Source organism: Verrucosispora sp. WMMA2121, from assembly GCF_027460185.1.
GTDB classification, from domain to species: Bacteria; Actinomycetota; Actinomycetes; order Mycobacteriales; family Micromonosporaceae; genus Micromonospora; species Micromonospora palythoicola.
The window spans coordinates 4013960-4038464 of record NZ_JAPZBH010000006.1 but is presented as its reverse complement, the minus strand read 5'-3'; the positions used below and the strand labels follow the sequence as shown (position 1 = coordinate 4038464).

At 72.1% G+C, this 24505-nt stretch carries 24 protein-coding genes; 15 read left to right on the top strand and 9 right to left on the bottom strand.

What is annotated here, in order from left to right:
- Positions 1–21 precede the first annotated feature (21 nt).
- The 4 genes from O7605_RS27100 to O7605_RS27085 all read left to right on the top strand — a co-directional run bounded on the left by O7605_RS27100 (position 22) and on the right by O7605_RS27085 (position 3940).
- Positions 22–1302: a lysine N(6)-hydroxylase/L-ornithine N(5)-oxygenase family protein gene (locus O7605_RS27100; RefSeq protein WP_269741790.1), complete on the top strand. Its 1281-nt coding sequence runs from the start codon at positions 22–24 to the stop codon at positions 1300–1302.
- Positions 1299–1910 (top strand): GNAT family N-acetyltransferase, encoded by a 612-nt coding sequence (locus O7605_RS27095; protein ID WP_269741789.1) that lies wholly within the window; start codon positions 1299–1301, stop codon positions 1908–1910. The genes O7605_RS27100 and O7605_RS27095 overlap by 4 nt, the downstream gene beginning before the upstream one ends.
- Positions 1897–3699, top strand: coding sequence for an IucA/IucC family protein (locus O7605_RS27090; protein ID WP_269741788.1), 1803 nt, complete (start codon positions 1897–1899; stop codon positions 3697–3699). The genes O7605_RS27095 and O7605_RS27090 overlap by 14 nt, the downstream gene beginning before the upstream one ends.
- A gap of 85 nt (positions 3700–3784) precedes the next feature.
- Complete coding sequence (locus O7605_RS27085) at positions 3785–3940, top strand: hypothetical protein (RefSeq protein WP_210828710.1); 156 nt, start codon at positions 3785–3787, stop codon at positions 3938–3940.
- A 96-nt stretch (positions 3941–4036) separates the two neighbouring features.
- Here the strand turns inward: O7605_RS27085 and O7605_RS27080 are convergent, their stop codons facing one another.
- A complete protein-coding gene (locus O7605_RS27080; RefSeq protein ID WP_269741787.1) occupies positions 4037–5074 on the bottom strand; it encodes a phosphotransferase family protein in 1038 nt (345 codons plus the stop codon).
- A gap of 181 nt (positions 5075–5255) precedes the next feature.
- Entirely contained in the window at positions 5256–6467 is a 1212-nt protein-coding gene (locus O7605_RS27075) for a hypothetical protein (RefSeq protein WP_269741786.1), read from the bottom strand.
- A gap of 130 nt (positions 6468–6597) precedes the next feature.
- Here O7605_RS27075 and O7605_RS27070 point away from each other — a divergent pair, with 130 nt between their 5' ends.
- Positions 6598–8304, top strand: a complete 1707-nt coding sequence (locus O7605_RS27070; RefSeq protein WP_269741785.1) for an NAD-binding protein — start codon at positions 6598–6600, stop codon at positions 8302–8304.
- 27 nt (positions 8305–8331) lie between these two features.
- On the opposite strand, the gene O7605_RS27065 is transcribed toward O7605_RS27070, so the two are convergent.
- From O7605_RS27065 to O7605_RS27050, 4 genes are all read right to left on the bottom strand, one after another.
- The gene (locus O7605_RS27065) at positions 8332–9198 is read right to left on the bottom strand and encodes an aminoglycoside phosphotransferase family protein (RefSeq protein ID WP_269741784.1); all 867 of its coding nucleotides are present in this window, start codon (positions 9196–9198) and stop codon (positions 8332–8334) included.
- Positions 9199–9230: 32 nt separating this feature from the next.
- On the bottom strand, positions 9231–10760 hold the full coding sequence (gene arfA, locus O7605_RS27060; protein WP_269741783.1) for an arabinosylfuranosidase ArfA: 1530 nt from the start codon (positions 10758–10760) through the stop codon (positions 9231–9233).
- Between the two features lie 113 nt (positions 10761–10873).
- Positions 10874–11890 (bottom strand): LacI family DNA-binding transcriptional regulator, encoded by a 1017-nt coding sequence (locus O7605_RS27055; RefSeq protein ID WP_269741782.1) that lies wholly within the window; start codon positions 11888–11890, stop codon positions 10874–10876.
- Between the two features lie 95 nt (positions 11891–11985).
- Positions 11986–12825: a class I SAM-dependent methyltransferase gene (locus O7605_RS27050; RefSeq protein ID WP_269741781.1), complete on the bottom strand. Its 840-nt coding sequence runs from the start codon at positions 12823–12825 to the stop codon at positions 11986–11988.
- Positions 12826–13016: 191 nt separating this feature from the next.
- On the opposite strand from O7605_RS27050, the gene O7605_RS27045 reads away from it, so the two are divergent.
- From O7605_RS27045 to O7605_RS27025, 5 genes are all read left to right on the top strand, one after another.
- Positions 13017–14168, top strand: a complete 1152-nt coding sequence (locus O7605_RS27045; protein WP_269741780.1) for a Gfo/Idh/MocA family protein — start codon at positions 13017–13019, stop codon at positions 14166–14168.
- The gene (locus O7605_RS27040) at positions 14165–15322 is read left to right on the top strand and encodes a dihydrodipicolinate synthase family protein (protein ID WP_443083970.1); all 1158 of its coding nucleotides are present in this window, start codon (positions 14165–14167) and stop codon (positions 15320–15322) included. Before O7605_RS27045 ends, O7605_RS27040 begins: the two co-directional genes overlap by 4 nt.
- The gene (locus O7605_RS27035; protein WP_269741779.1) at positions 15319–16143 is read left to right on the top strand and encodes a sugar phosphate isomerase/epimerase family protein; all 825 of its coding nucleotides are present in this window, start codon (positions 15319–15321) and stop codon (positions 16141–16143) included. The genes O7605_RS27040 and O7605_RS27035 overlap by 4 nt, the downstream gene beginning before the upstream one ends.
- 167 nt (positions 16144–16310) lie before the next feature.
- On the top strand, positions 16311–16988 hold the full coding sequence (locus O7605_RS27030) for a hypothetical protein (protein WP_269741778.1): 678 nt from the start codon (positions 16311–16313) through the stop codon (positions 16986–16988).
- A gap of 124 nt (positions 16989–17112) precedes the next feature.
- Positions 17113–18645, top strand: a complete 1533-nt coding sequence (locus O7605_RS27025; protein WP_269741777.1) for a cell wall anchor protein — start codon at positions 17113–17115, stop codon at positions 18643–18645.
- 16 nt (positions 18646–18661) lie between these two features.
- Here O7605_RS27025 and O7605_RS27020 read toward each other — a convergent pair whose 3' ends face one another.
- The gene (locus tag O7605_RS27020) at positions 18662–19570 is read right to left on the bottom strand and encodes a 5'-3' exonuclease (RefSeq protein ID WP_269742762.1); all 909 of its coding nucleotides are present in this window, start codon (positions 19568–19570) and stop codon (positions 18662–18664) included.
- A gap of 107 nt (positions 19571–19677) precedes the next feature.
- Between O7605_RS27020 and O7605_RS27015 the strand changes: the two genes are divergently transcribed.
- Entirely contained in the window at positions 19678–20058 is a 381-nt protein-coding gene (locus O7605_RS27015) for a VOC family protein (RefSeq protein WP_269741776.1), read from the top strand.
- Between the two features lie 13 nt (positions 20059–20071).
- Here O7605_RS27015 and O7605_RS27010 read toward each other — a convergent pair whose 3' ends face one another.
- Entirely contained in the window at positions 20072–20299 is a 228-nt protein-coding gene (locus O7605_RS27010; protein WP_269741775.1) for a hypothetical protein, read from the bottom strand.
- A 175-nt stretch (positions 20300–20474) separates the two neighbouring features.
- On the opposite strand from O7605_RS27010, the gene O7605_RS27005 reads away from it, so the two are divergent.
- The 3 genes from O7605_RS27005 to O7605_RS26995 all read left to right on the top strand — a co-directional run bounded on the left by O7605_RS27005 (position 20475) and on the right by O7605_RS26995 (position 23289).
- Positions 20475–21590 (top strand): M24 family metallopeptidase, encoded by a 1116-nt coding sequence (locus O7605_RS27005; protein ID WP_269741774.1) that lies wholly within the window; start codon positions 20475–20477, stop codon positions 21588–21590.
- Entirely contained in the window at positions 21587–22729 is a 1143-nt protein-coding gene (locus O7605_RS27000; RefSeq protein WP_269741773.1) for an acyl-CoA dehydrogenase family protein, read from the top strand. Before O7605_RS27005 ends, O7605_RS27000 begins: the two co-directional genes overlap by 4 nt.
- Positions 22730–22815: 86 nt before the next feature.
- Entirely contained in the window at positions 22816–23289 is a 474-nt protein-coding gene (locus tag O7605_RS26995) for an Lrp/AsnC family transcriptional regulator (RefSeq protein WP_269741772.1), read from the top strand.
- Positions 23290–23327: 38 nt separating this feature from the next.
- Here the strand turns inward: O7605_RS26995 and O7605_RS26990 are convergent, their stop codons facing one another.
- Positions 23328–23942 carry a histidine phosphatase family protein gene (locus O7605_RS26990; RefSeq protein ID WP_269741771.1) on the bottom strand — a complete coding sequence of 205 codons (615 nt, stop codon included), beginning with the start codon at positions 23940–23942 and terminating at the stop codon, positions 23328–23330.
- Positions 23943–24277: 335 nt separating this feature from the next.
- Here O7605_RS26990 and O7605_RS26985 point away from each other — a divergent pair, with 335 nt between their 5' ends.
- The gene (locus tag O7605_RS26985) at positions 24278–24472 is read left to right on the top strand and encodes a CsbD family protein (RefSeq protein WP_269741770.1); all 195 of its coding nucleotides are present in this window, start codon (positions 24278–24280) and stop codon (positions 24470–24472) included.
- The last annotated feature ends 33 nt before the right edge of the window (positions 24473–24505 follow it).

Below are 24505 nucleotides of genomic sequence, written 5' to 3'. Positions count from 1 at the left end.
AACCCGAGCCTGGAGGGCCGGATGCGAAGCCACGACTTCATCGGGATCGGCCTCGGGCCGTACAACCTCGGCCTGGCCTGCCTGACCGCACCCATCGCCGAACTCGACGGGCTGTTCCTGGAGGCCCGCGACGACGTCTCCTGGCACCCCGGCATGCTGCTGGAGTCGTCCCGGTTGCAGACGCCGTTCCTGGCCGACCTGGTCACCCTCGCCGACCCCACCTCGCCCTTCTCCTTCCTGAGCTACCTCAAGGAGATCGGCCGGCTCTACCCCTTCTACATCCGGGAGAACTTCTTCCCGCTGCGGGTGGAGTACGACGCGTACTGCCGCTGGGCCGCTGCCAAGCTGCCCAACCTGCGCTTCGGTCACCAGGTCACCGCCGTCGAGTACGACCCGGCCGACGACCACTACGTGGTGACCGCCACCGTCGACGGTGCCGTCGTGACCCACCGCGCCCGGCATCTGGTGCTCGGCACCGGCACCCCGCCGCACCTGCCGGCCGCCTGCGCCGGCCTGACCTCCGACGCGGTGCACAACTCCCGCTACCTGGCGCACCGGGACGCGTTGCGGGCCAAGCGGAGCATCACCATCGTCGGCAGTGGGCAGAGCGCCGCCGAGATCTACCACGACCTGCTCGGCGACATCGGCACCCACGGTTACCAGCTGAACTGGGTGACCCGCTCGCCGCGCTTCTTCCCGCTGGAGTACACGAAGCTCACGCTGGAGATGACCTCGCCGGACTACGTGGACTACTTCCACGCGCTGCCGGAGCCCACCCGGTACCGGCTGGAGGCCGAGCAGAAGGGATTGTTCAAGGGCATCTCCGCCGACCTGGTCAACGACATCTACGACCTGCTCTACGCCTGCAGCGTCGACGGCCCGGTGAACACCCGGCTGCTCACCAACACCGAGCTGACCGGGGTGACGTACGACGAGAGCGCCGGATCGCACACCCTTCGGCTGCGCCACGTCGAGCAGGGGCGGGACTTCACCCTGGACACCGAGGGGCTGGTGCTGGCCACCGGCTACCGGTACGAGATGCCCGCGTTCCTGGAACCGATCCGGCACCGGCTGCGCTTCGACGACCACGGTCGGCTCGACGTCGCCCGCAACTACAGTGTGGACTCCACCGGGCGCGGCGTGTTCCTGCAGAACGGTGGCACCCACACCCACAGCGTCACCTCGCCCGACCTCGGCATGGGTCCGTACCGCAACAGCTGGATCATCCGGGAACTGCTCGGCCGCGAGCCGTACCCCATCGAGAAGTCGATCACCTTCCAGGACTTCGGGGTGCCGGGGTGACCCAGCTCGTCCACGTCCGCCACGATCGGCGACTCGGCGAGTTCGCCCTGCGTGCGATCGACGTGGCCGCCGACGCGCCGCTGCTGCACCGGTGGGTGACCCATCCCAAGGCGGCGTTCTGGCTGATGCAGGACGCCGACCTCGACGCGGTGGCCGCCGAGTACCGCCGCATCGCCGAGCACCCGCACCACGAGGCGTACCTCGGCCTGTGGCGCGGCGAGCCGGCCTTCCTCGCCGAACGGTACGACCCGGCGCACGTCGAGCTGGTCGGCCTGCACGACGCGCGGCCCGGCGACGTCGGGATGCACTTCCTCTGCGCACCCACCGACACCCCGGTGTCCGGGTTCACCCGGGCCGTCATCACCACGGTGATGGCCTGGCTGTTCGCCGACCCCGCCACCGAACGGGTGGTGGTCGAGCCGGACGTGCGCAACACCGCCGTGCAGGCGCTCAACGCGGCGGTCGGCTTCGAGGTGGTCGGACCGGTCACCAAGCCGGAGAAGACCGCCCTGCTGAGCATCTGCACCCGGCAGGGATTCCGCGCCGCCACCGACGTGATCGCGGCGGCCGGCACCGAGACGAAGGAGCATCACCGTGACCACGCCTGACCCGGTCGCCCACCTGCGCCCGGAGACCTGGGAGCGGGCCAACCGCCTGCTGGTGCGCAAGGCGCTGGCCGAATTCAGCCACGAGCGGCTGCTCACCCCCGAGCCGGAGGGCTCGGCCGCCGACTCCACCGGCCGTCGCTGGTACGCCGTCACCGCCGCCTCCGGCGCGGTCCGCTACCGGTTTGCGGCCCGGGTGATGACCCTGGAGCACTGGGACATCGACCCGGAGAGCATCAGCCGGCACCGGGACGGTGAGTCGCTGCCGCTGGACGCGGTCGACTTCTGCCTCGACCTGCGTGACGCGCTCGGCCTCACCGACCGGATCCTGCCGGTCTACCTCGAGGAGATCACGTCCACCCTCGCCGGCCTGGCGTACAAGCTGGACCGGGCGCTGCCCGGCGCGGCGAAGCTGGTGGCGGCCGACTTCCAGACCATCGAGACCTCGATGACCGAGGGCCATCCCTGCTTCGTGGCCAACAACGGGCGGCTCGGCTTCGGCGTCGACGAGTACCACCGGTACGCCCCCGAGGCGGCCCACCCGGTCCGGCTGATCTGGCTCGCCGCCCACCGCGACCACGCCACCTTCACCAGCTCGGCGGACCTGGACCGGGAGACGCTGCTGCGCACCGAACTGGGCGAGGCGACCCTCGCCCGGTTCGCCGCCACCATGACCGGACTGGGCCTCGACCTCGCCGACCACCACCTCATCCCGGTGCACCCGTGGCAGTGGTGGAACAAGCTGTCGGTCACCTTCGCCGGCGAGGTGGCGCGGCGCCGGCTGGTCTGCCTCGGCGAGGGCCCCGACGAGTACCTCGCCCAGCAGTCCATCCGCACCTTCTTCAACGTCAGCCACCCCGAGCGGCACTACGTCAAGACCGCGCTGTCCGTGCTGAACATGGGCTTCATGCGGGGCCTGTCGGCCGCGTACATGGAGGCCACCCCGGCCATCAACGACTGGCTGGCCGACCTGATCGACGGCGACGAGGTGTTCCGGGCCACCGGGCTGACGATCATCCGGGAGCGGGCCGCGGTCGGCTACCGGCACCGCCAGTACGAGGCCGCCACCGACCGCTACTCCCCGTACCGGAAGATGCTCGCCGCGCTGTGGCGGGAGAGCCCGGTACCCGACCTGGCCGAGGGCCGGCGACTGGCCACCATGGCGTCGTTGCTGCACGTCGACGCCGACGGCCGGTCGTTCGCCGCCGAGCTGATCGCCGCCTCCGGGCTGGCGCCGGCGCAGTGGCTGCGCCGCTACCTGACCGCCTACCTGACCCCGCTGCTGCACGCCTTCTACGCCTACGACCTGGCGTTCATGCCGCACGGCGAGAACGTCATCCTGGTGCTGCGCGACGGCGTCGTCGAGCGCGCGATCTTCAAGGACATCGCCGAGGAGATCGTGGTGATGGGAGCCGAGGCGCAACTGCCGCCGGCGGTCGAGCGGATCCGCGCCGACATCCCGGAGGACATGAAGCTGCTGTCGATCTTCACGGACGTCTTCGACTGCTTCTTCCGGTTCCTCGGCGCGACCCTCGCCGGCCAGGGCGTCCTCGGCGAGGAGGAGTTCTGGCGCACCGTGGCCGACTGCGCCACCGAGTACGCCGGCCGGGTACCGCACCTGGCCGACCGGCTGGCCCGCTACGACCTGTTCGCCCCGCAGTTCGCGCTGTCCTGCCTCAACCGGCTGCAACTGCGCGACAACCAGCAGATGGTCGACCTGTCCGACCCGTCGGCGGCCCTGCAACTGGTCGGCGCCCTGACCAATCCGCTCGCCCGGTTCGCACCGTCCTGACCCTCGGCGAACCCCGGTGGCCGCGAACGAGGCACCGCATCACGACAAGCGTCGACCGACGTCAAGATCGAGCTAGGCTGTGGAAATGGCATCCATCGTGCAGCGGATCATGTCGTTCCTCAACAGCCCCAAGGGCCGCCAGGTTGTTGATCGGGGACGGCGCGAGTTGGCGAAACCTGGCAATCAGGAGAAGCTCCGGCGGCTCATTGCAAGGGGAAAGGGCAGCGGTCGCCGGCCCTGAACGGGCAGCGCGCCCCTGACTCGATGACCCTGGAATATCCGGGCCGCCACACCTGGCCGACCTTTCGCCGCGCCCTGCGACTGGTCGGTTCGGTGCTCACCGCGCGGCCAGCTCGGTGAGGTCGCGGTCGAGCAGCTCGGCCAGCAGGGCGTGCCGGCCGGGGTCGTTGTCCGGCGTGATGCCCCGGCTGGGCATCTCCACGGTCATCAGCAGGTGCAGGTGCATCCGGTACAGCGCGAGGCGGCGGCGGACCCCGTCGTCGAAGACCAGTGGCAGCCCGGTGGCCTCGGCGTACCCGCGCAGGAACGGGTGCGTGGGTTCGTCCTCGGCACGGCGGAACAGCAGCGGCGAGACCAGGTCGAGCAGCGGATCACCGTAGAGGAACCGCTCGCCGTCGACCAGGCCACACATCCGGTACGCGCCGTCGGCGTCCCGGTCGGCGAGGACGTTTCCGTCCCAGCAGTCGAAGTGCAGCAGCGCCGGCCGGCGTACCGTGTCGAGCACCTCGCCGTGCCGGGCCACCAGGGCGCGCAGCCGCTGCGGCGGCACCGGCAACGCCACCTGCCAGTCGGCCGCGTCGGCGAGCAGGTCGTCGATGATCGCGGTGAACGCGGCCGTCCAGGTCGGTCCGCCGGTGCGGCCGGCGTCGTAGCCGAACCGCTCGCCGGTGATCCGGTGCAGGGCGGCAGTCGCCGCACCCAGGTTGGCGCGGACCGGCCCGTCGTCACCGTCCAGGTCGGGCAGTGACCGGCCGGGCAGTCGGCCGGTGACCAGCCACTCGCCGAGCCGCCGGTCCCGGCCGTGGTGCAGCACCGGCGGCACCGGCACCCGCGGTGCCCGCTCGGCGACCAGCCGGAAGTAGCGGGCCTCGGCGGCGATCAGGTCGGTCTCGTAGCGCAGCAGCCGCGCGGTGGGCGGCGGGGCGACCTTCAGCACCACGTCCCGGTGACCTGGTGGCGTGCGGCCCGCTCCCGGGCGCGCGCGGTCGAGACGGACCCACCACACCGCGGCGAAGCCACCACCGGACAGCGGCCCGCAGTCGGTCACCCGCCGGTCCGGCCCGAACGAGGACCGGACGAGGTCGACCACGTCGTCGGGGGAGAGGACCCGTTGCGTTGGACTGACCGGCGCCACCCGGACAGCGTAGGGGGCGCTCCGCGCGCTGTCCGTCCCGTGCCCGTCGGCCGCACCGGGGGTGCGGCCGGCGGCCGGTACGGGTCAGCCGTCGGTCACCACCCCGGTCAGCACCACCTCCGGCACCGGCCCGTCGACGGGGTTGTGGACCTGTAGCTGTCCGAACCACTCCGGGTCGACGTCAGTGGCGTGCTCCGGTCGACGCGTCCGGCACGTACTCGAGCACCACCCCCCGCAGGTAGCGCGGGGTGGTGGGGAGATCCGCCGCGCCCACCGCGAACATCAGGGGGTGGCCCGGGGTCCCGGCGATCCCGTGCAGGCTCAGGCCGACCGCGTCCGGCGGCTGCGGCGCCGCAACGCCGGCCCACCCGCCCGTCCGGTACGTGACAAGCGAAGCGCTCGGTGCCGACGAGTTGTCGATCAGCCACGGCTGTCCGGCGGGTTCGGTGACCACGTCGGGCATCGCGCCACCCGGCGCGTACCTGAGCAGTTCGAACGATCCGCCGCCCCCGCGCACGGCCAACCCACCGTCGCCGACCGCCCACAGCTCGCTGGAGGATCGACCCGCCAGCGCTCGGAACGAGGACTCGTCGTTGTTGACGCCCACCTGGACCGTACGCCAGCCCGAGCCGTTCCAGTGGAAGAGCAACGGGCCCTTGAAGTCCTGCCACGCGCCGTTGCCGGCGGCCCAGACGTCATTCGGCCCGATGGCCTTGATCGTGGTGACGGTGCAGAAGTTCGGCATTCCGCCGAAGGACGTGCCGCCGGTGCGGCACTCGGCGGGCGGTTGGTGTGACCGCCAGGATCGTCCGTCCCACTGCTTGATGATCACATTGCTGCCGTCGTTGCCCACCAACCAGGTCTGTTCGCCGAGGACGGCAAGTCCGGTGATCAGTGCCCGGGTCTCGCCGTCGCCCCGCGCGAACGGCACCTCGCGCCAGGCACTCCCGTCGTAGTGCAGGACGTGCGTCACCTGCTCCTGCGGGGAGGCGGCGGCCGTGCTGCCGACCGCCCAGACATTCGACGGCGAGTCGGCCGCGACGAGGTCGAGCCGGCCGTGCCAGGAGATCGCCGGCACGGCCGCCCGCGTCCAGTTCGTTCCGTCCCACCGAAGGACCAACGGGGTACCGGTGTCGTCCGGCTGGTCCGGCGAGTAGGCCTCGCTACCGACGGCCCACGCGTGGCTCGCGTCCACCGACACCACGTCCCACAGCACGCTTGTGGGCCCGGCCAGTTCCGGCAGCGTGGCCAGCCGCCAACCCGGTGCCGGCGCGTCGGCGGCGACGGCGTCGGGTGGTCCGTCGGAGGGGTCCGAGGTGCTCGTGTCCGCCGCTCCGCCGGTGCAACCCGACACCAGCAGGACGGCGGCCGTCGCCACGACAATCTTGCGCATGGCCCTGATGATCGCACCGCCAATCCATGCACGCGACCACGTCTGTCCCATGCGTGCGACGTGCGGCGGCTGCCGGGTTCCGCGATGTGTCTAGCGCCTGGCCTGGCGGGTGGTCGATACGCTCGGCGGCGTGTTGGTCCCGGAGTCCGGATCGCCGGTTCAGCCGGAGCCGGAAGAGCCACGTCGCTTCGTCATCTGCGGCGACGACAGCCTGGCCTACCGGCTCGCCGACGAACTCACCAACCGGCACGGCGGTCGGGTCACGGTGATCCTGCGGTCCCGGACATCCCGGTACGGTCGACGCATCGCCCGGCTGCCCGGCGTCCGGTTCATCGTGGCGGAGCGACCGGATGCCGACGCCTACCAGACGGCCGGGCTGGGCGCGGCCGACGCGTTGGCCCTGGTCGACCGCAATGACGTGGCGAACATCGAGGCCGCGCTCCAGGCCCACGACCTGCACCCGACGCTGCGGATCGTGGTGCGGATGTTCAACACCGGACTGAGCCGAGGGCTCGACCAACTGCCCTACTGCACCGTTCTGTCCGACGGGGCGCTGGCCGCGCCGGCCTTCGTCTCCGCCGCCGTCGGCCAGGCCACTCCTCGGCACGGCCTACGCGACGGCACGATGTTCGTCGCCGGACGCGACGAGGTGCGTGAGCACGAGGTGGTCTGTGGCCTGGCGATCAGCCGGCACGGCGACGAGGTCGAGGTACTGCCGGCCCGCCAGCACGAGGCCGACCTGGTGCTCGCCGCCGTGGCACCCTGGCGGCCGGAGACGTCCCGCCGCCGTCCGATGACCCACGGCTACCCGCTCGGAACGATCGCGGGCCGGGTCTGGCGCCGGATCCGCGTCGTCCTGGGCGTCTTCCTCGGACTGCTGCTCGTCGCTGCGGCCGTGCTCGCCCTGAGTCGTCCGGCGACCACCTGGTCCCAGGCCTTTTTCGAGGCGGTCCTGGCTACCTTGGGTGGCGCGGACGTCGAGCCGACCGCCACCGGGGTGGAGAAGGTGACGCTGGTTGTCCTCACCATCGCCAGCATCGCCCTGATTCCGCTGCTCACCGGCGCCGTGGTGGACGCAGTGATCAAGGTACGACTGGAGGTGGCGGACGGTTCCCTGCCGAGACGGGCCAGCGGACACGTCATCGTGGTCGGGCTGGGCGGGGTCGGCAGCCACGTGGTCGAAGGTCTGCACGCCCTCGGGGTCGACGTGATCGCCATCGACCGCTCGGCGGACGCGCGCGGTGTGTCGGCTGTGCGGGAACTGCGGATTCCGCTGATCGTCGGGGACGCGAGTCGCCGAGAGACGCTGCTAGCTGCTTCGCTGGCGACCAGCCGCGCACTTGTCGTACTCACTGCGGACGATGTGACGAATCTGGAGACCGCGCTGGTCGGCCGCGCCGTTCGGGCCGATCTGCGGGTGGTGCTGCGGCTCTTCGACGGCGACTTCGCCGACCAGGTGCAGCGCGCCTTCGACCTCACCATCTCCCGCAGTGTCAGCTATCTCGCGGTGCCGTCGTTCGTCGCGCGGATGCTGGGTCACGAACTGGAGGCGATTCCCGTCGCCCGGCGGGTGTTGCTGGTCGCCGAGACGACGGTCGGCGAGCGCTCGTTGCTGGCCCGGATGACCGTCGGTGATCTGCGTCGGCCGGGCGAGGCATGGTTGCTGCGGTTGACGAACCTCGTCGGCAGTCAGCTACCGGCGACCGTCGCGGACGGACGGCGGTTGCGTCCCGGAGAGAAGATCACGGTGGTGGCGACCCGGGCCGGGCTGGCCCGGCTGATGGCGGAGGCGGCGGCCCGCCCCGACGCGCTCCGGCACATCGTGCCGCACGAGTGATCCCGGCGATCATGATGCGACTCCCGGTCAGGGGCGGTGTACGCCCGGGACGTCGCGCAGCGCCTCGGCGATCATGCGGTGGCCCTGGGCCTCGAACGCCTCGTCGCCCACCCGGTACGCCCATGCCGCGGTGCCGATCGCCTCGCGGATCCGGGTGCGGTGCCACGCGTGCGGCTCACGGGGGTCGGGCCCGTACCCGTCGAGGAAGGCTGCCTCGAGCCTCGGATCACCACGGAACTCCCGGGCGGCCAGCCGACCGAAGTCCGTGTACGCGGGACGCAACGCGGCGCGACCGAAATCGATCACACCGAGCACGCCGTCGTGGACCAGCCAGTTCCGGGGCTGCCAGTCACCGTGGGTGGGCACCAGGGACGCCGACGGGGTCGGCCAGGAGGTGATTTCGGCGCGTAGCCGCCGTACGGTGGGCGCGGCGATCCGATGTGGTCGGCGCAGCCAGGCCAGGGCCTTCTCGTTCTCGCGTCGCTCGTGGTCGTCGTCGGTGACGACGAGTTGGGCGTGCAGCAGCGCCAGCAACTCGCCGGCCTGCCGGTAGAGGCGAGGATCGTCGGCGTGCTCGCTGCCGAGCACCAACCGGCCGGGCAGGTAGCGGGTGACGAGCAGCTTCGCGTCGGCGTCGCCGTGTACGAGGATCGGCGCGCGGCCCCCATCGGTCCAGGGCCGCAACCAGTTGGCGTGGGCGTCCAGTTCGCGCCGGATGCCGTGGTCGTCCCCGGCGCTTGCCTTGACGATGAATCGCGCACCCGCGCAGGTCACCTCGAGGACCGTGGTGGCCACCAACCCCCAGCTGTGATCGGCCTCGACGCTCGCCCCGGGAAGCCACCGCGCCAGCAGCGTCTGCTGCTGGCGGGTCAGCTTCCCGAGCGCCGAGGTCACCGCGGGAGGATACAAGCCGACCGTGGGTACGGTCAGGACTCGCCGGACCCGGTTGCCTGCGGGATCGTCAGCGCGGTCCAGGACACGGGCGGCAGCTCGACGGTGAGCAGGCCGTCGGAGAGCCGCGCGGTGTCGTTGTTGCGCAGCCCGACCCGGTGCGGGTCGCGCAGGTCGTTGGCGGCGCGCACGTCGGTGTCCCAGACGCCCCGGGCCGAGACCGCACCGGTCGGCCGGAAGGCGCGCAGGTCGATCGTCACCGTCGTCGTCTCGCTGAGGTGCCGGTTCTGCAGGAACACCGACAGCCCGGTGCCGTCGCTGGTCGCCGCGGCGGCCACCACCGGCACCGAGCCGAAGGTCGCGGTGGTCGTCTCGTCGGCGTCGGCCAGCACCCGCAGCGCGTCGCCCCGGGCGGCGTGCGAGGTCACCGAGAACGGGAAGAACGTCGTCTGCCGCCAGGCTGGGCCGTCGGGCTCGGTCATGATCGGTGCGATCACGTTCACGAGCTGCGCGAGGTTCGCCGAGGTGACCCGGTCGGCGTGGTTGAGCAGGGAGATCAGCAGACCGCCGAGGACGACGGCGTCCGCGACGGTGTAGCGGTCCTCGAGCAGGCGTGGTGCGACCGGCCACTCGTCGATGGTGAAGGTACGTGCCTTCTCCTGCCACCGGCTCATGTACCAGATGTTCCACTCGTCGAACGCGAGATCCACCCGCTTGGCCGACCGTTTGACCGTGCGTACGTGGTCGACGGTCGCGACCACCGACTCGATGTAGGTGTCCATGTCGACCCCGGAGGCGAGGAAGCTCGCGAGATCACCGTCGTGTTCCTGGTAGTAGGCGTGGCAGGAGATGTAGTCGACGTCGTCGTAGGCGTGACTCAGCACGACGCGTTCCCACTCACCGAAGGTCGGCATGCCGCGGCCGGACGAGCCGCAGGCGACCAGCTCCAGGTTCTGATCCACCTGGCGCATCGCCTTGGCCGTCATCGACGCGAGCTTGCCGTAGTCGGTGGCGTCGCGGTGGCCGAGCTGCCAGGGACCGTCCATCTCGTTGCCGAGGCACCACATGGCGATGCCGAACGGCTTCTCCCGACCGTTGGCGGCCCGTTGCTCGGCACGGGCGGTTCCGGCCGGCAGGTTCGTGTACTCCAGCAGCTCGACGGCCTCCTTAGGGCCCCGGGTGCCGAGGTTCACGGCCAACATCAGTTCGCTGCCCACCAGGTCGAGCCAGTGCTGGAACTCGTGCAGGCCGACCTGGTTGGTCTCGGTGGAGTGCCAGGCGAGGTCGAGCCGACGCGGTCGCTCGGCCACCGGCCCGACCCCGTCCTCCCAGTTGTAGCCGGAGACGAAGTTGCCGCCCGGGTACCGGACCGTGCTGACGCCCAGTTCCTTGACCAGCTCGATGACGTCACGTCGGAATCCGTCCGGCCCGGCGCTCGGATGCCCGGGCTCGTGGATCCCGTCGTAGATGTGCCGGCCGAGGTGCTCGACGAAACCGCCGAAGAGCCGGCGACGGACCGGCCCGATGGTGAACGCCGGGTTGATGGTGAGGTGCGCGCGGGGCATGAGACTCCTTACCGATGATCAGCAACGATAACGTTTTCGGTGCCGATGGACGAGCCCTCGGCAGGTCGTCGACGTCGCGCGGGTACGCACCGGTCGGCCACCGGCCCGCCGGCTCAGCCCGGGGCGGGACCGGCGCTGTCCCGACGGACCAGTTCGGCGGCGAGCGACTCGATCCGGGGACCTGCGGCTCCCGGGTCCAGGGCCAGGGCCATCGCGCGGGCACCCATCTCGACAAGTGGCAGACGGACCGTGGTCAGCGCCGGGGTGACGTCCCGGGCCACCGGCATGTCGTCGAAGCCGAACACGCTCACCTGCTGCGGTACCGGCACCGCACGGGCGCGTAGCAGCGCCAGCGCGCCGATGGCCATCGAGTCGTTGAGCGCCGCGATCGCGGTCAGTCCCGGCTCGGCGTCGAGCAGCGCGGCGGTGGCCTCGGCGCCGCCGTCGCGGTCGAAGTCGGCGTACCGGACGCGGTGTTCCGGCAGTTCCCGGCCGTGGTCGGCGAGCGCCGCGCGCAGCCCGGCGAGCCGGTCGGTGATGGTGGTCAGCACCCGGGGACCGGCCACCACACCGATGCGTTCGTGGCCGAGGCGGCACAGTTCCCGACCGAGGAGTTCGCCGCCGCCCCGGTTGTCCGGCATCACCGCGTCACCGGAGTGCTCGTGGCGGCCGATCACCGCGACCCGCCCGCCGGTGGCCTCGTACGCGGCGAGCTTGCCGTTGAGCAGCCGGGTGAAGTCGGCGTCGTGGTACCCGGAACCGGCCAGGATGATGGCGGCGACCTGCTGGCCCCGCAGCAGCTCGACGTACTCCAGTTCCCGCTCGGGGTCGCGGTAGCTGTTGCAGATCATCAACAGCCGGCCCTGGTCGGTGGCGACGCGTTGCAGGCCCCGGGTGATCTCCGCGAAGTACGGGTCGGAGACGTCGTGCACGATCACCCCGACGGCGCCGCGATGCGACCGGGCCAGCAGTTGGGCGTGGGCGTTGGGCACGTACTGCAACTCGGCGACGGCGCGCAGCACCCGTTCGCGCAGCTCCTCGGTGACCGGCTTGCTGCTGCCGTTGATCACGCGCGAGGCGGTGGCGGGTGAGACACCGGCCCGTCGGGCCACATCGGACAGCGTCGCCACACCCGCCCCCTCACGCGTCGCGCCGGCCGCTGTCGCGGCGACCAGCGACACCGTACCGCAGGGCGGGGTCTTTTCCGGGGCGCGGTTAGCGCAGGTCAGGCCGGCCGGTCCGGCCGGTCCCGCGCGATGTCGGACGGATCGCGGACGATGCCCCGGGCGAGCAGATGGGCGCTCGCCGCGACCAGGGCGGGTTCGCGTCGGTAGACGCGGGCGAGCCGCAACGCGGCGGTGAACACGGTCTCCGCCATCGGCCCGTGCGCGGCCGCCTCGGCGGCGATCCAGGCCGGTCCCTCGATGCCGTCGACGGCCAGGTCGGACAGGCCGGCGGTCCGGCATTCGTCGAGCAGTTCCTCGACCCGGTGGAAGTAGGCGTGGGTGAAACCGAGACTCGCGTCGTTCCGGCCGTCGGTGAGCAGCACCGCGGCCTCCTCGACCATCCGGGCGTCGAGCCGACCGGTGGCGGCGAAGTCCAGCGGCCCGGCGAATCGTGAGATCGCGGCGGCGAGGACAGCACCGCCGGGCCGGGTGACCCGGACCGCCTCCGCCAGGGCCCGGCACCGGTCGGCGCGCCGGGGCAGGTGGTAGAGCGGCCCGAGCAGCAGGGTGGCGTCGTAGCTGGCGTCGGGCTCGGGCAGCGCGCGGGCGTCGGCGACGTCCGCGTCGACGGCGGGGTGGCCGGCGCGGGCCTGGGCGACGTGCGCGGGCACCAGGTCGAGCAGGCGTACCCGGTGGCCGAGGGCGACAAGGGCCCGGGCGTACTCGCCGGTGCCTCCGCCGACGTCCAGGATCCGGGCCGGGGGTGCGGGCAGGTACTCGCGCAGCAGTTCCACCGTGCGGGTCCGCTCCAGCCGGGCCTGCGGCCGTGCGGCGAGCCGCAGGTCCTCGCGGTACCGGTCGGTGTAGTACGCGACGATCTCGTCGGACTGGCGATCCATCCACTGATGGTCGTCGTTCCGGTGGCGGGGTGGCCAGCGATTTGCTCCGGCCGCGGCGGCCCGGCGTCGGTCGCCGAGGCCGGACGCACCGTCGTCAGGTAAGCCCTTGCCTGACTTCCGAGGTGCGGCCTAATCTGGGCGGGAAAGCGCTTACCTCGCCCGGTCCGAGCGCGTACGACGGAAGGACCCCCATGACCCGCAGGTCGATCGGCATCATCGTGAACGGCGTCACCGGCCGGATGGGATACCGGCAGCATCTGGTGCGCTCCCTGCTGGCCATCCGGTCCGCCGGTGGGGTGCCGCTGGCCGACGGCACCACCGTCTGGCCGCATCTCGTCCTCGTCGGCCGCAGCGAGGCCAAGCTGCGCGAGATCGCCGAACGATACGGCCTGGACGACTGGACCACCGACCTGACCGCCGCCCTGGCCCGCGACGACACCCAGGTCTACTTCGACGCGCAGGTGACCCAGCAGCGGGAGAAGGCGATCCGGCAGGCCATCGACGCCGGCAAGCACATCTACACCGAGAAGCCCCTCGCCGAGGACACCGCCGCCGCCCTGGACCTGGCGCGTGCCGCCCGGGCGGCCGGCGTACGCACCGGCGTGGTGCAGGACAAACTCTTCCTGCCGGGGCTGCGCAAGCTCAAGCGGCTGCTCGACGGCGGCTTCTTCGGCCGGGTGCTCTCGGTGCGCGGCGAGTTCGGCTACTGGGTCTTCGAGGGCGACTGGCAACCCGCCCAACGCCCCTCGTGGAACTACCGGGCCGCCGACGGCGGCGGCATCGTGGTGGACATGTTCCCGCACTGGCACTACGTGCTCGCGGAACTGTTCGGTGAGGTACGCGCCGTCTCCGCCACCATCGCCACGCACATCCCGCGGCGGGTCGACGAGGCCGGGCGGCCCTACGAGGCCACCGCCGACGACGCCGCCTACGGCGTCTTCGAGCTGGCGGGCGGCGTCATCGCCCAGCTCAACTCGTCCTGGTGCGTCCGGGTGCACCGCGACGAGCTGGTCGAGTTCCAGGTCGACGGCACCGAGGGCAGCGCGGTCGCCGGGCTGCGGCGCTGTCGGGTGCAACACCGGGCGGTCACCCCCAAGCCGGTCTGGAACCCGGACCTGCCCGCCACCGAGGACTTCCGGTCGCAGTGGACGGAGGTGCCGGACAACGAGGACTTCGACAACGGCTTCAAGGTGCAGTGGGAGGCGTTCCTGCGGCACGTGGCCACCGGCGAGCCGTTCCCGTGGGACTTCCTGGCCGGTGCCCGGGGCGTGCAGCTGGCCGAGCTGGGCCTGCTGTCGGCCCGCGAGGGACGCCGCGTCGAGGTGCCGGAGCTGACCCTGTGAGCGAGCGAAGCGAGGTGACCCTGCCCGGCGGCCGGCGGATCCGGTTGTCCGGCGGCAGCGGGCATCCGCGCCCCGAGGGACCGCCGCGCACCCGCGTCGCGTACGCCGCCGCGCACGTGGTGGCCGACCCGGCCGGCGACAACACCCCCGGCGCCCCGGCGGTGCTGGACTGGGACCGTACCCTCGCCTTCCGCCGCCACCTGTGGTCCTACGGCCTGGGAGTGGCCGAGGCGATGGACACCGCGCAGCGCGGTATGGGTCTGGACTACCCGGCGACCCGGGAGCTGATCCGCCGCAGCGCGGCCGAGGCGCGGTCCGTCGGGGGCCGGATCGTCGCCGGGGCCGCCACCGACCAGTTGCCGCCCGGCCCGGCGACGCTCGCCGAGGTCACCGCCGCCTACCGGGAACAGCTCGACGACGTGCGGGCCGCCGGTGCGGTGCCGGTGCTGATGTGCAGTCGGCACCTGGCCGCCGCCGCCCGCGGCCCCGAGGACTACCTGCGGGTGTACGACGAACTGCTGCACGCCACCGACCAGCCGGTGGTGCTGCACTGGCTCGGTCCGATGTTCGACCCGGCCCTGTCCGGCTACTGGGGCACCGACGACCTGGACCTGGCCGCCGACACCGTCGTCGAGCTGCTGAAGGCCCACGCCCGCCGGGTGGACGGCATCAAGGTGTCGCTGCTCGACGCCGGGCGCGAGGTGGCGTTGCGCCGCCGGCTGCCGGCGGGCGTACGCCTCTACACCGGCGACGACTTCCACTACCCGGAGCTGATCCGGGGCGACGGGTCCGGCCACTCCGACGCGCTGCTCGGGGTCTTCGCCGCCATCGCGCCCGCCGCGTCGGCCGCGCTCGCCGCCCTCGACCACGGTGACCTGGCCCGGTACGACGAGATCTTCGCCCCGACCGTGCCGCTGGCCCGGCACCTGTTCGCCGCACCCACCTGGTACTACAAGACCGGCATCGTCTTCCTCGCCTGGCTCGCCGGGCACCAGGAGCACTTCACGATGGTCGGTGGGTTGCAGTCCGGCCGGACACCCGAGCACCTGGGCACCCTGCTCACCCTCGCCGACGCCGCCGGCCTGCTGCCCGACGCCGAGCTGGCCGCCGCCCGCGCCCGCGCCTTCTTCACCGTGGCCGGAGTGACCCAGTGACCGGCCCGGCGAGTCGGGCGGCCCTGCGCCGGTTCTCGTTCAACCAGGCCACCGCCCAGCACTGGCCGCTACGCGACGTGGTCGCCGGCTGTGCCGCCGCCGGGGTGCCGAGCATCGGCCTGTGGCGGGAGCCGGTGACCGAGTATGGTCTCGGCCGTACCGCGAAGCTGGTCCGCGACGCCGGGCTGACGGTCACCACCCTGTGCCGGGGTGGGTTCTTCACCGCCGACGACTGGCGGGAGCAGAACCTGCGGGCCATCGACGAGGCGGCCACTCTCGGCGCCCCGGTGCTGGTCCTGGTCTCCGGCGGCCTGCCCGCCGGCAGCCGGGACATCGACGGCGCCCGCGCCCGGGTCGCCGACGCGATCGCCGAACTCGCTCCGCACGCCGACGCCGCCGGGGTGACCCTGGCCATCGAACCGCTGCACCCGATGTTCGCCGCCGACCGGTGCGTCATCGCCACCCTCGGTCAGGCGCTGGACATCGCCGAACGGTTCGACCCGGGTGTGGTCGGTGTGGTGGTGGACGCATACCACGTGTGGTGGGACGACACCGTGCACGACCAGATCGCCCGCGCGGGGGAGTGGATCGCCGCGTTCCAGGTCTGCGACTGGGTCACCCCGCTGCCGGAGGGGGTGCTGCTCGGCCGGGCGCTGCCCGGCGACGGCTGCATCGAGCTGCGCCGGCTGCGCGAGGCGGTCGACGCGGCCGGCTACCCCGGCCCGATCGAGGTGGAGGTCTTCAACGCCGAGCTCTGGGGGCGTCCCGGCGAGCAGATCCTGGCCGCCGCCATCGACGGTTACCTCCGCCACGTCACCTGAGCCGCGGTGCCAACGCCGCTGCCTCCCGGTGCCGGCACTGATGCCGGACCGCCCGCCGGGTCCGACAAATGCTCGGACAGCTAACGTGCTGCGCAGACGGAAACATAGACGATCCGGCGTGGCCGGGTCCGAAGTGGGCGCGGGGCAGGTCGGGAGGTGGGTGGCAGGTGCAACGCGGGGCCGGCGAGGACCAGGCCGGTGACGCGCCGCCGGGGGTGGGCGTCGACTGGCGGGTACCGTCGCCGCGACCGGGCCTGGCCGGGGCTGCCGATCGGTTCTTCGGGCCGGGGCGCAGCCGGCGGGAGAATCTCGCCGAGGCGGGAGCGCACCTGCTTGTGCTGTCGCTGCTGGCCGGGTACGTCCTGCGTCAGGCGCGGGGCGAGCACTGGTCTGTCGTCGAGATCGTCGTGACGGCGGTGATCGCCGTGGACCTCGTCGGTGGCGTGCTCACAAACGCGACGAACGCGGCGAAGCGCTGGTATCACCGGCCCGGCCGGCGGGCTCGGCGGTTGGGCTTCGTGGCGGCTCACCTGGCGTACCCGGTGGTGGTGACCCTGCTCCCGGTGGCCGGTGCCGACCCGGCCTGGCTGCTGGCCAACGCGGCGCTGTTGCTGGTCGCGGCGGTCGTGGTCGAGTCTGCCCCGGTCGACGTCAAACGCCTGATCGCGATGGCGCTCTACCTGGTCGCCGTCCTGGTCAATCTCACCTTCCTGCCGCTCGCCCCGGCCTACGCCTGGTTCCCGCTGCTGTTCTACCTCAAGCTGCTGGTCTGCTTCCTGGTCCTGGAGGCGCCGCTGGTGCCGTCCGAGACCGACGGGTCGCACCGGGAGGGGACCGTCCGGTAGGGCCGGGTGGCCGATCCGTCAGGCCGACCCGCGGTACACCTGCTTCCGGTGATCGCGGCATCCATGAGAGTCTTACCCGGCTCAGCTCCCGTCGTGGTATCACCATGTTCCTGAGGGACCAGCCATGCAGACTCATGTTGTTCGTCGGTTGCTTGCCGGCGTGGCCGTCGTCGGTGTGCTCGCCACGGTGGCCCTCAGTGTGCCGGCCGCCGCCGAACCGGCCGCGACGGCAGTGGCACGCGTCAACAACGTCATCGTCGCCACCGACGGTCCGCAGAAGTGGGTCTCGGTCAGCCTGCAGGGTGACCCGCAGGTCGGCACCTACACCGTGCGGGTGGACCGCAGCGCTGTCCTGGCCTTCGCCGACGTCGACCAGGGCGACGACCCGGACGTCTGTACGGCGTCGGGCGCGGTCCTCAACTGCGCGGTGACGACCGACAGTGACTGGGGTTCGGAGCTGTTCAGCCTGGCCGTCCGGGCGGCGGCGGACGCGAAGCCGGGCCAGCAGGGTGAACTGGTGTTCACCGTCACCACGCCCGACGGGAGCACCGGGACCTACCGGTCCACCGTCACCGTCGGCGAAGGGGTCGACCTCGCCGCCGAGCCGAAGCTGGATCTGGACAGCAGCCTGGGCGGCCGGGTCGAGGTACCGCTGACGGTGCTGAACCGGGGTCCGAAGACCGCGCGCGGGTTGGTGCTGTACCTCTCCGGCTCCTACGGGTTCACCCCGTCGAAGCGGTACGCGAACTGCGAGTACAGCGACCTTGATCTCGACGACAGCAGCTTCGCCTGCACGTTCGGCAATTCGCTGGAGCCCGGTCAGTCGCTGCGGGTGGACCCGACGTTCGGCGGAACCGTCCCGGCCGACAGTTGGGCGCCGAACCTGCACCTCAGCAACGCGGTCTGGTTCACCCCCGCCGACTGGGCGGCGTTCCGTCCCGGGTTGGGCTCGACCGGGCCGCTCGGCCCGACGGGCGACGACGAGGCGCTGACGCTGGTGCCGCTCGACGGTACCCAGGCCCGCGCGCTCGGGCAGACCGACACCAACCCGCACGACAACGAAACCCGGATCACGCTGACCGTCGACGGCGACCAGCGTGGCGACGTGGCCGCCGAGGGGGCCACCGTCACGGGTGCGGTCGGCGACACGGTCGAGATGCGGGTCGGGTACCTCAACAACGGTCCGGCCAGCGCCGGACCCAACGGCCAGCGGGGGCTCAACGTCGAGACCATCGTGACCCTGCCGACAAACGTCACCGCGGTCACCGCCCCGCAGTCCTGTGTCGACCGGGACGCCGACGAGTGGCAGCCCGGCAAGCCGGGCGCGCGGGTCTACGTGTGTCTGGCGCGCGGCACGATCAGCCGCGGTGAGCGGCTGAGCTTCGAGTTCGACCTACGGATCGACCGGGCCGGTGGCAAGGGCGGCACGGTCCGGCTGCACACCTTCGACGGCACCGGCCCGGTCAAGGATCTGGACCCCGCCAACGACACCGCGAAGATCCAGGTGCAGCTCTCCGGCAGCGGCGGAGGCGGCGGCTCGCTGCCGATCACCGGTGCCCCGACCGGTCTGCTCGTCGGCATCGGTCTGGTGCTGATCGTCGCCGGTGCCCTCGGCTACCTGCTGGCCCGGCGCGGCCGGCTCCGCTTCATCGTCTGAGCCGACCCGGGACGGGTCAGCTCGTCGCGGTGCGGGTGGCGAGCGCGTCGACCAGGCGCCGGGTCGAGCCGGCGAGGTTCCACCGCTCGGCCAGGTCGAGCAACCGTTGCGGGTCGGCCGGCGATGCCGGCAACTCGGTGGACAGCGGTGGCAGCGGCACGTCCAGGGCCACCCGGACCACCTTCGGCGCCACGGCCAGGTAGTCCCGGGCCGCGGCGAGCTTGGTGCGCAGCCCGGGTGCGAAACCGGCGGCCGGGTCGTCCAGGGCGGCGAGGATGCCGGCGATGTCGCCGTACCTGTCGACCAGCCGGGCGGCGGTCTTCTCGCCGACGCCGGCCACCCCGGGCAGCCCGTCGGACGGGTCGCCGCGCAGCGCGGCGAACTCGGCGTACCGGTCGGCCGGCACCCCGTAGCGGGCGCGCACGGCGGCGTCGTCGCAGTCCTCCAGCTTGGCCACCCCTCGCCCGACGTAGAGCAGTCGCACGCCCCGGGCGTCGTCGATCAGCTGGAACAGGTCCCGGTCACCGGAGACCACCTCCACCGGACCGGGCTGGGTGACCGAGAGGGTGCCCAGTACGTCGTCGGCCTCGTAGCCGGTCGCGCCGACCACGGTCACCCCCAGCGCGTCGAGCACCTCCAGGATCATCGGCACCTGCGGGGAGAGGGTGTCCGGCACCACCTCGCCACCCTCCGGAGCCACCCGGTGCGCCTTGTACGACGGCAGCAGCGCGACCCGCCAGTCGGGCCGCCAGTCGTGGTCCATCGCGCACACCATCCGTCCCGGCTGTCGGGTGCGCACCAGGTGAGCGAGCATGTCCAGGAACCCGCGCACCGCGTTCACCGGCTGGCCGTCGGCGGTCTTCGCGGCGGACTCGGGGATGCCGAAGTACGCCCGGAAGTAGAGACTGGGCGCGTCGATGAGCATGATCGGGGTCTGCGCTGTCACGCCCGACAGCCTGGCACACCGCACCGACGTTCACGACGTACGGCATGTCGGCGGTGCGTTCCGCCGGCGCGACGAGGGAGGGCCCGATGACCGTACCGACCCGGCTGACACTGACCACGGTGAATCTCGACACCCCGGACCCGGCGGCGCTGGCCCGCTTCTACGCGCGCCTGCTCGGCTGGGACATCGCGGTCGAGGAGACCGACGACGTGATCCTGCGGGCCGCCGACGGTGGGGTCGGGCTGTCCTTTCAGCGGGAACGCGCGTACGTGCGGCCGAGCTGGCCGGCGCAGCCCGACCGGCAGCAGATGATGATGCACCTGGAGATCGGTGTGCAGGACCTGCCGGCGGCGCTGGAGCACGCGCTGGCCTGCGGGGCGACGCTCGCCGCCTTTCAGCCCCAGGAGGACGTCCGGGTCTGCCTGGACCCGGACGGCCACCCGTTCTGCCTCTGGCTGACGGACTGACCTCGCGGCGCCCTCAGCTCGCGCCGGCCGTGGCTCGCCCGCGGCGCCGCCTGGCGACGTACGGCAGCACGAACAGGTACAGGCCGGTGATCATCAGCAGGGCCAGCGGCAGCAGCGGCAGGTAGGCGATCCACTCGACCGGATTCTCCTGCGCGAGCGCGACGAAGGTGACGACGACGGTCACCGTGAACGCGATCGCCAGCCACCGATGGGCCTGCCGGATCCAGTTGCTTCCACTCATCACGAACCTCCCGGGTGCCTCTCCGCACCGGCCCGAGCGGCTGCCCGGCCGGGTATCTACCCTGGTCAAGCTAGTGACGTCCGGCTGGTCGGTGCTTCTCGATTCCTGACCGGTGCGTCGTGACGGTCCGGCACCGTGGGCGCCGACTGGCCCAAACGACCGTTAAGCTAGCGGTGTGGGGTTCGAGGAGCTGTATCCGCCGGGGCGGCTGGCCGCCGCGCAGCGTGCCGTGGCCGCCGCCGGGTTGGACGCGCTGCTGCTCAGCCCGGGCTCCGACCTGCGCTACCTGACCGGTTACGACGCGCACGCCGGTGAGCGGCTGACCCTGCTGGTGCTGCCTGCCGAGGGCGAGCCGACGCTGATCGTGCCGACCCTGGAACGGCCGGCGGCCGAGGCGTCGCCGGCGCCGGCCACCGGGGTACGCATCGTCGACCACGCGGACGGCACGGACCCGTACCCACTGGTGACCGCCGCGCTCGGCGGGCCGGTCGGCGCGGTCGGGCTGGCCGACCGGATGTGGGCCGAGCAGGTGCTGGCACTGCGTGCGCTGCTGCCCGACGCCCGGCAGCGGCTCGCCTCGACGGTCCTGAAGGAGCTGCGCGTCCACAAGTCGGCCGCGGAGGTGGCGGCGCTCGCCGAGGCCGGCGCGGCGATCGACGCGGTGCACGCCCGGATGGGGCGGTGGCTGCGACCCGGACGGACCGAGGTGGAGGTGGCCGCCGACATCGCCGCCGCGATCAGGGCGGCCGGCCATGTCACTGTCGACTTCGTCATCGTGGCGGCCGGCCCGAACGCCGCCAGCCCGCATCACGGCACGGCCGACCGGCCGATCGGCGCGGGCGAGCCGGTCGTGGTGGACATCGGCGGCACCATGCCCTCGGGCTACCGCTCCGACTGCACCCGCACCTATGTCTGCGGTGGGCCGGCACCCGCCGAGTTCGTCGACTACTACGCGGTGCTGCACGAGGCGCAGCGCGCCGCCGTGGCGGCGGTCCGCCCCGGGGTGAGCGCCGAGGCCGTCGACGCCGCCGCCCGCGCGCCGATCACCGCGGCCGGTTACGGCGACGCGTTCCTGCACCGCACCGGCCACGGCATCGGTCTGGACGGCCACGAGGAGCCGTACGTGGTGGCCGGCAACGACCGTGCGTTGGCGGCGGGGATGGCCTTCTCCGTCGAACCGGGCATCTACCTGGCCGGGCGGCACGGCGCCCGGATCGAGGACATCGTCGTCTGCACGACGGACGGCGTACGACGGCTGAACACCATCCCCACGGAGCTCATCGCGCTATGACTGTCGACCGGATCCTGCCCACCGACGAGGCTCGCGACCTGCTGGAGTTGACCACCGAACTGGCTGACCGGGAGCTCGCGCCGAAGGTGGTCGAGCACGAGCAGCGGGCCGAGTTCCCCCGGGAGGTGCTGCGCACGCTGGGCCGGGCTGGTCTGCTCGGCCTGCCGTACCCGGAGGAGTACGGCGGTGCCGCCCAGCCGTACGAGGTCTATCTCCAGGTGCTGGAGATCCTGGCCGGCCGCTGGCTCGCGGTCGCCGAGGCGGTGAGCGTGCACACTCTGTCCTGCTACCCGGTCGCCGCCTTCGGCAGCGAGGAACAGCGCAAGCTGCTGCCGGACATGATCGGCGGCGAGTTGCTCGGGGCGTACTGCCTGTCGGAGCCGCAGGGTGGTTCGGACGCCGCGGCGCTGACCACCAGGGCGGTGCGCGACGGCGACGGCTATCTGGTCACCGGCACCAAGGCGTGGATCACCCACGCCCGGGTGGCCGACTTCTACAACATCTTCTGCCGCACCGGCGGCCCGGGCCCGAAGGGCATCTCCTGCCTGCTCGCCGACCGTGCCACACCGGGCCTGCACCCGCAGGCCGCCGAGCGCACCATGGGCCTGCGCTCCTCTCCGGTGGCGCAGATCGTCTTCGACGAGGCCCGGGTGCCGGCCGACCGGCTGATCGGCGGCGCCGGGGCGGGGTTCACCATCGCCATGTCGGCCCTGGACTCGGGTCGCCTGGGCATCGCGGCCTGCGCGGTCGGGTTGGCCCAGGCGGCGCTGGACTACGCGGTGGACTACGCCCGGCAACGCGAGCAGTTCGGCCGGTCGATCATCGACTTCCAGGGGCTCGGGTTCACCCTGGCCGATCTCGCCACCCAGATCTCCGCCGCCCGGGCGTTGACCCTGGCCGCGGCGCGGCTGCGCGACGCCGGTCGGCCGTACTCGATCGAGGCGGCCAAGGCGAAGCTGTTCGCCACGGACGTGGCGATGCGGGTGACCATCGACGCGGTGCAGGTGCTCGGCGGCGCCGGTTACGTCGCCGACCATCCGGTCGAGCGGTACCTGCGGGAGGCGAAGGTGCTGCAGATCGTGGAGGGGACCAACCAGATCCAACGGTTGGTGATCTCCCGGGCACTGGCGAAGGGCTGACCGTACGCGAGCATCCGCCCGCCGAACGCGACGGCGGGCGGGTTTGTCGGTCGCGTCGACCGGTCGTACCCGGTAGGTTGCACGCCGTGGAGGAGATCGACCGCGCCATCGTGGTGGCGCTGACCGCGGACGGCCGACTGTCGTACACGGATCTGGCGGAGAAGGTCGGCCTGTCGGTCTCCGCGGTGCACCAGCGGGTACGGCGGCTGGAGCAGCGCGGGGTGATCAAGGGATACGCCGCCCGGGTCTCGTTCGAGGCGCTGGATCTGCCCTTGACGGCGTTCGTGGCGATCCGGCCGTTCGATCCGTCGCAGCCGGACGACGCGCCGGAGCGGCTGGCGCACCTGCCGGAGATCGACTCCTGCTACTCGGTGGCGGGGGAGGATTTCTACCTGCTGCTGGTCCGGGTGGCCGGGCCGGTGGATCTGGAGCGGGTGCTCCAGGAGATCAGAACGTCGGCGAACGTCACCACCCGCACGACGGTGGTGCTGTCCACCCCGTACGAACATCGGCCACCGAAGGTGGGGCAGGATCCGGCCCGGCAGCAGCCGGCCCGCTGATCGACGCCGCGGTCCGTCACCGCCGGCCCGGCGATTGGTCAGTGGCGGGCCGGCGACCGCGCCGTGGGTGGGTCGAGCGGTGGGGGAGGCGGCTGGTTCCAGCGGAGCAGCACCCGCCGGCCGTGTTCGTGCCCGAGCAGGCTGAGGGTGGCGGTGTCCAGCCGGAACAGCCCACCGGCCGACGGGGGCAGCCCGATCCACCGGGCGCCCAGCACGCGGAGCGCGTGCGCGTGCCCGACCACGGCGACGGGACCTCGGTCGAGCAGGGGGTGCAGCCGGGCGAGCAGTCGGTCCAGGCGTTCGCCGACCTCGCTCGGTGACTCGCCGCCCGGGCATCCGTCGGTCCAGACGCTCCACCCGGGACGTTCGTCCTGGATCTCCGCGGTGGTGCGGCCCTCGTAGTCACCGTAGTGCCATTCGGCGAGGTCGTCGTCGGAGTCGGTGACCGGCAACCCGGCCAGCTGCGCGGTGCGCAGCGCCCTGATCCGTGGGCTGGTCAGCACCGCGACGAACCGTCGTCCGGCGAGGGCCGGGCCGAGTGCGCGGGCCTGCCGCTCACCGTCGGGGGTCAGGTTGAGATCGGTGTACGAGGTGTGGCGGCGGCTGGCGCTCCACGTGGTCTCGCCATGCCGGACGAGCAGGATCTCGTTCACCGCGTCGCACCACCGTGCGGCGCGACGCGGTGCGTTCTGACGGCGCCGATCCGGAGAATTCGCTCATCCATGGCCTCAGTCAACCAGGACACCGGGTTTGATGTCGGGCGGCGACCGGATCGGGCGATCCGCGGGTCGACGCCCGTCCAGCGATTCGCCCCGTGGTCGCCGCACCGCTGACCAGGCTTCGCCATACACCTAGTGTCCTAGGATGTTGTAGCGGTTGTGCGGTCCCGCACGAGGAGACCAACCCGTTTCAGCTCACCGCACGAGGGGACTCAAGAAAGAGCGGAGCGGACCGCTCCGCTCTACCGCCGAACAGGCAGGGAGGCGACATGAGCTTCACCGACAAGGCGAAGAACAAGGTCGAGGAACTGAGCGGCGCCGCCAGGGAGCGGATCGGCGACATGACCGACAACGAGCGCATGCGGGCCGAGGGCTCCAGCCAGCAGAGCGATGCCCGGGCCCGGCAGGCCGGTGAGAACGTCAAGGAGGCCGGGCGTAACACGAAGGACGCTTTCACGAAGTGATCGCCCGGTACGCAAGCGGGCCGCCGGATCATT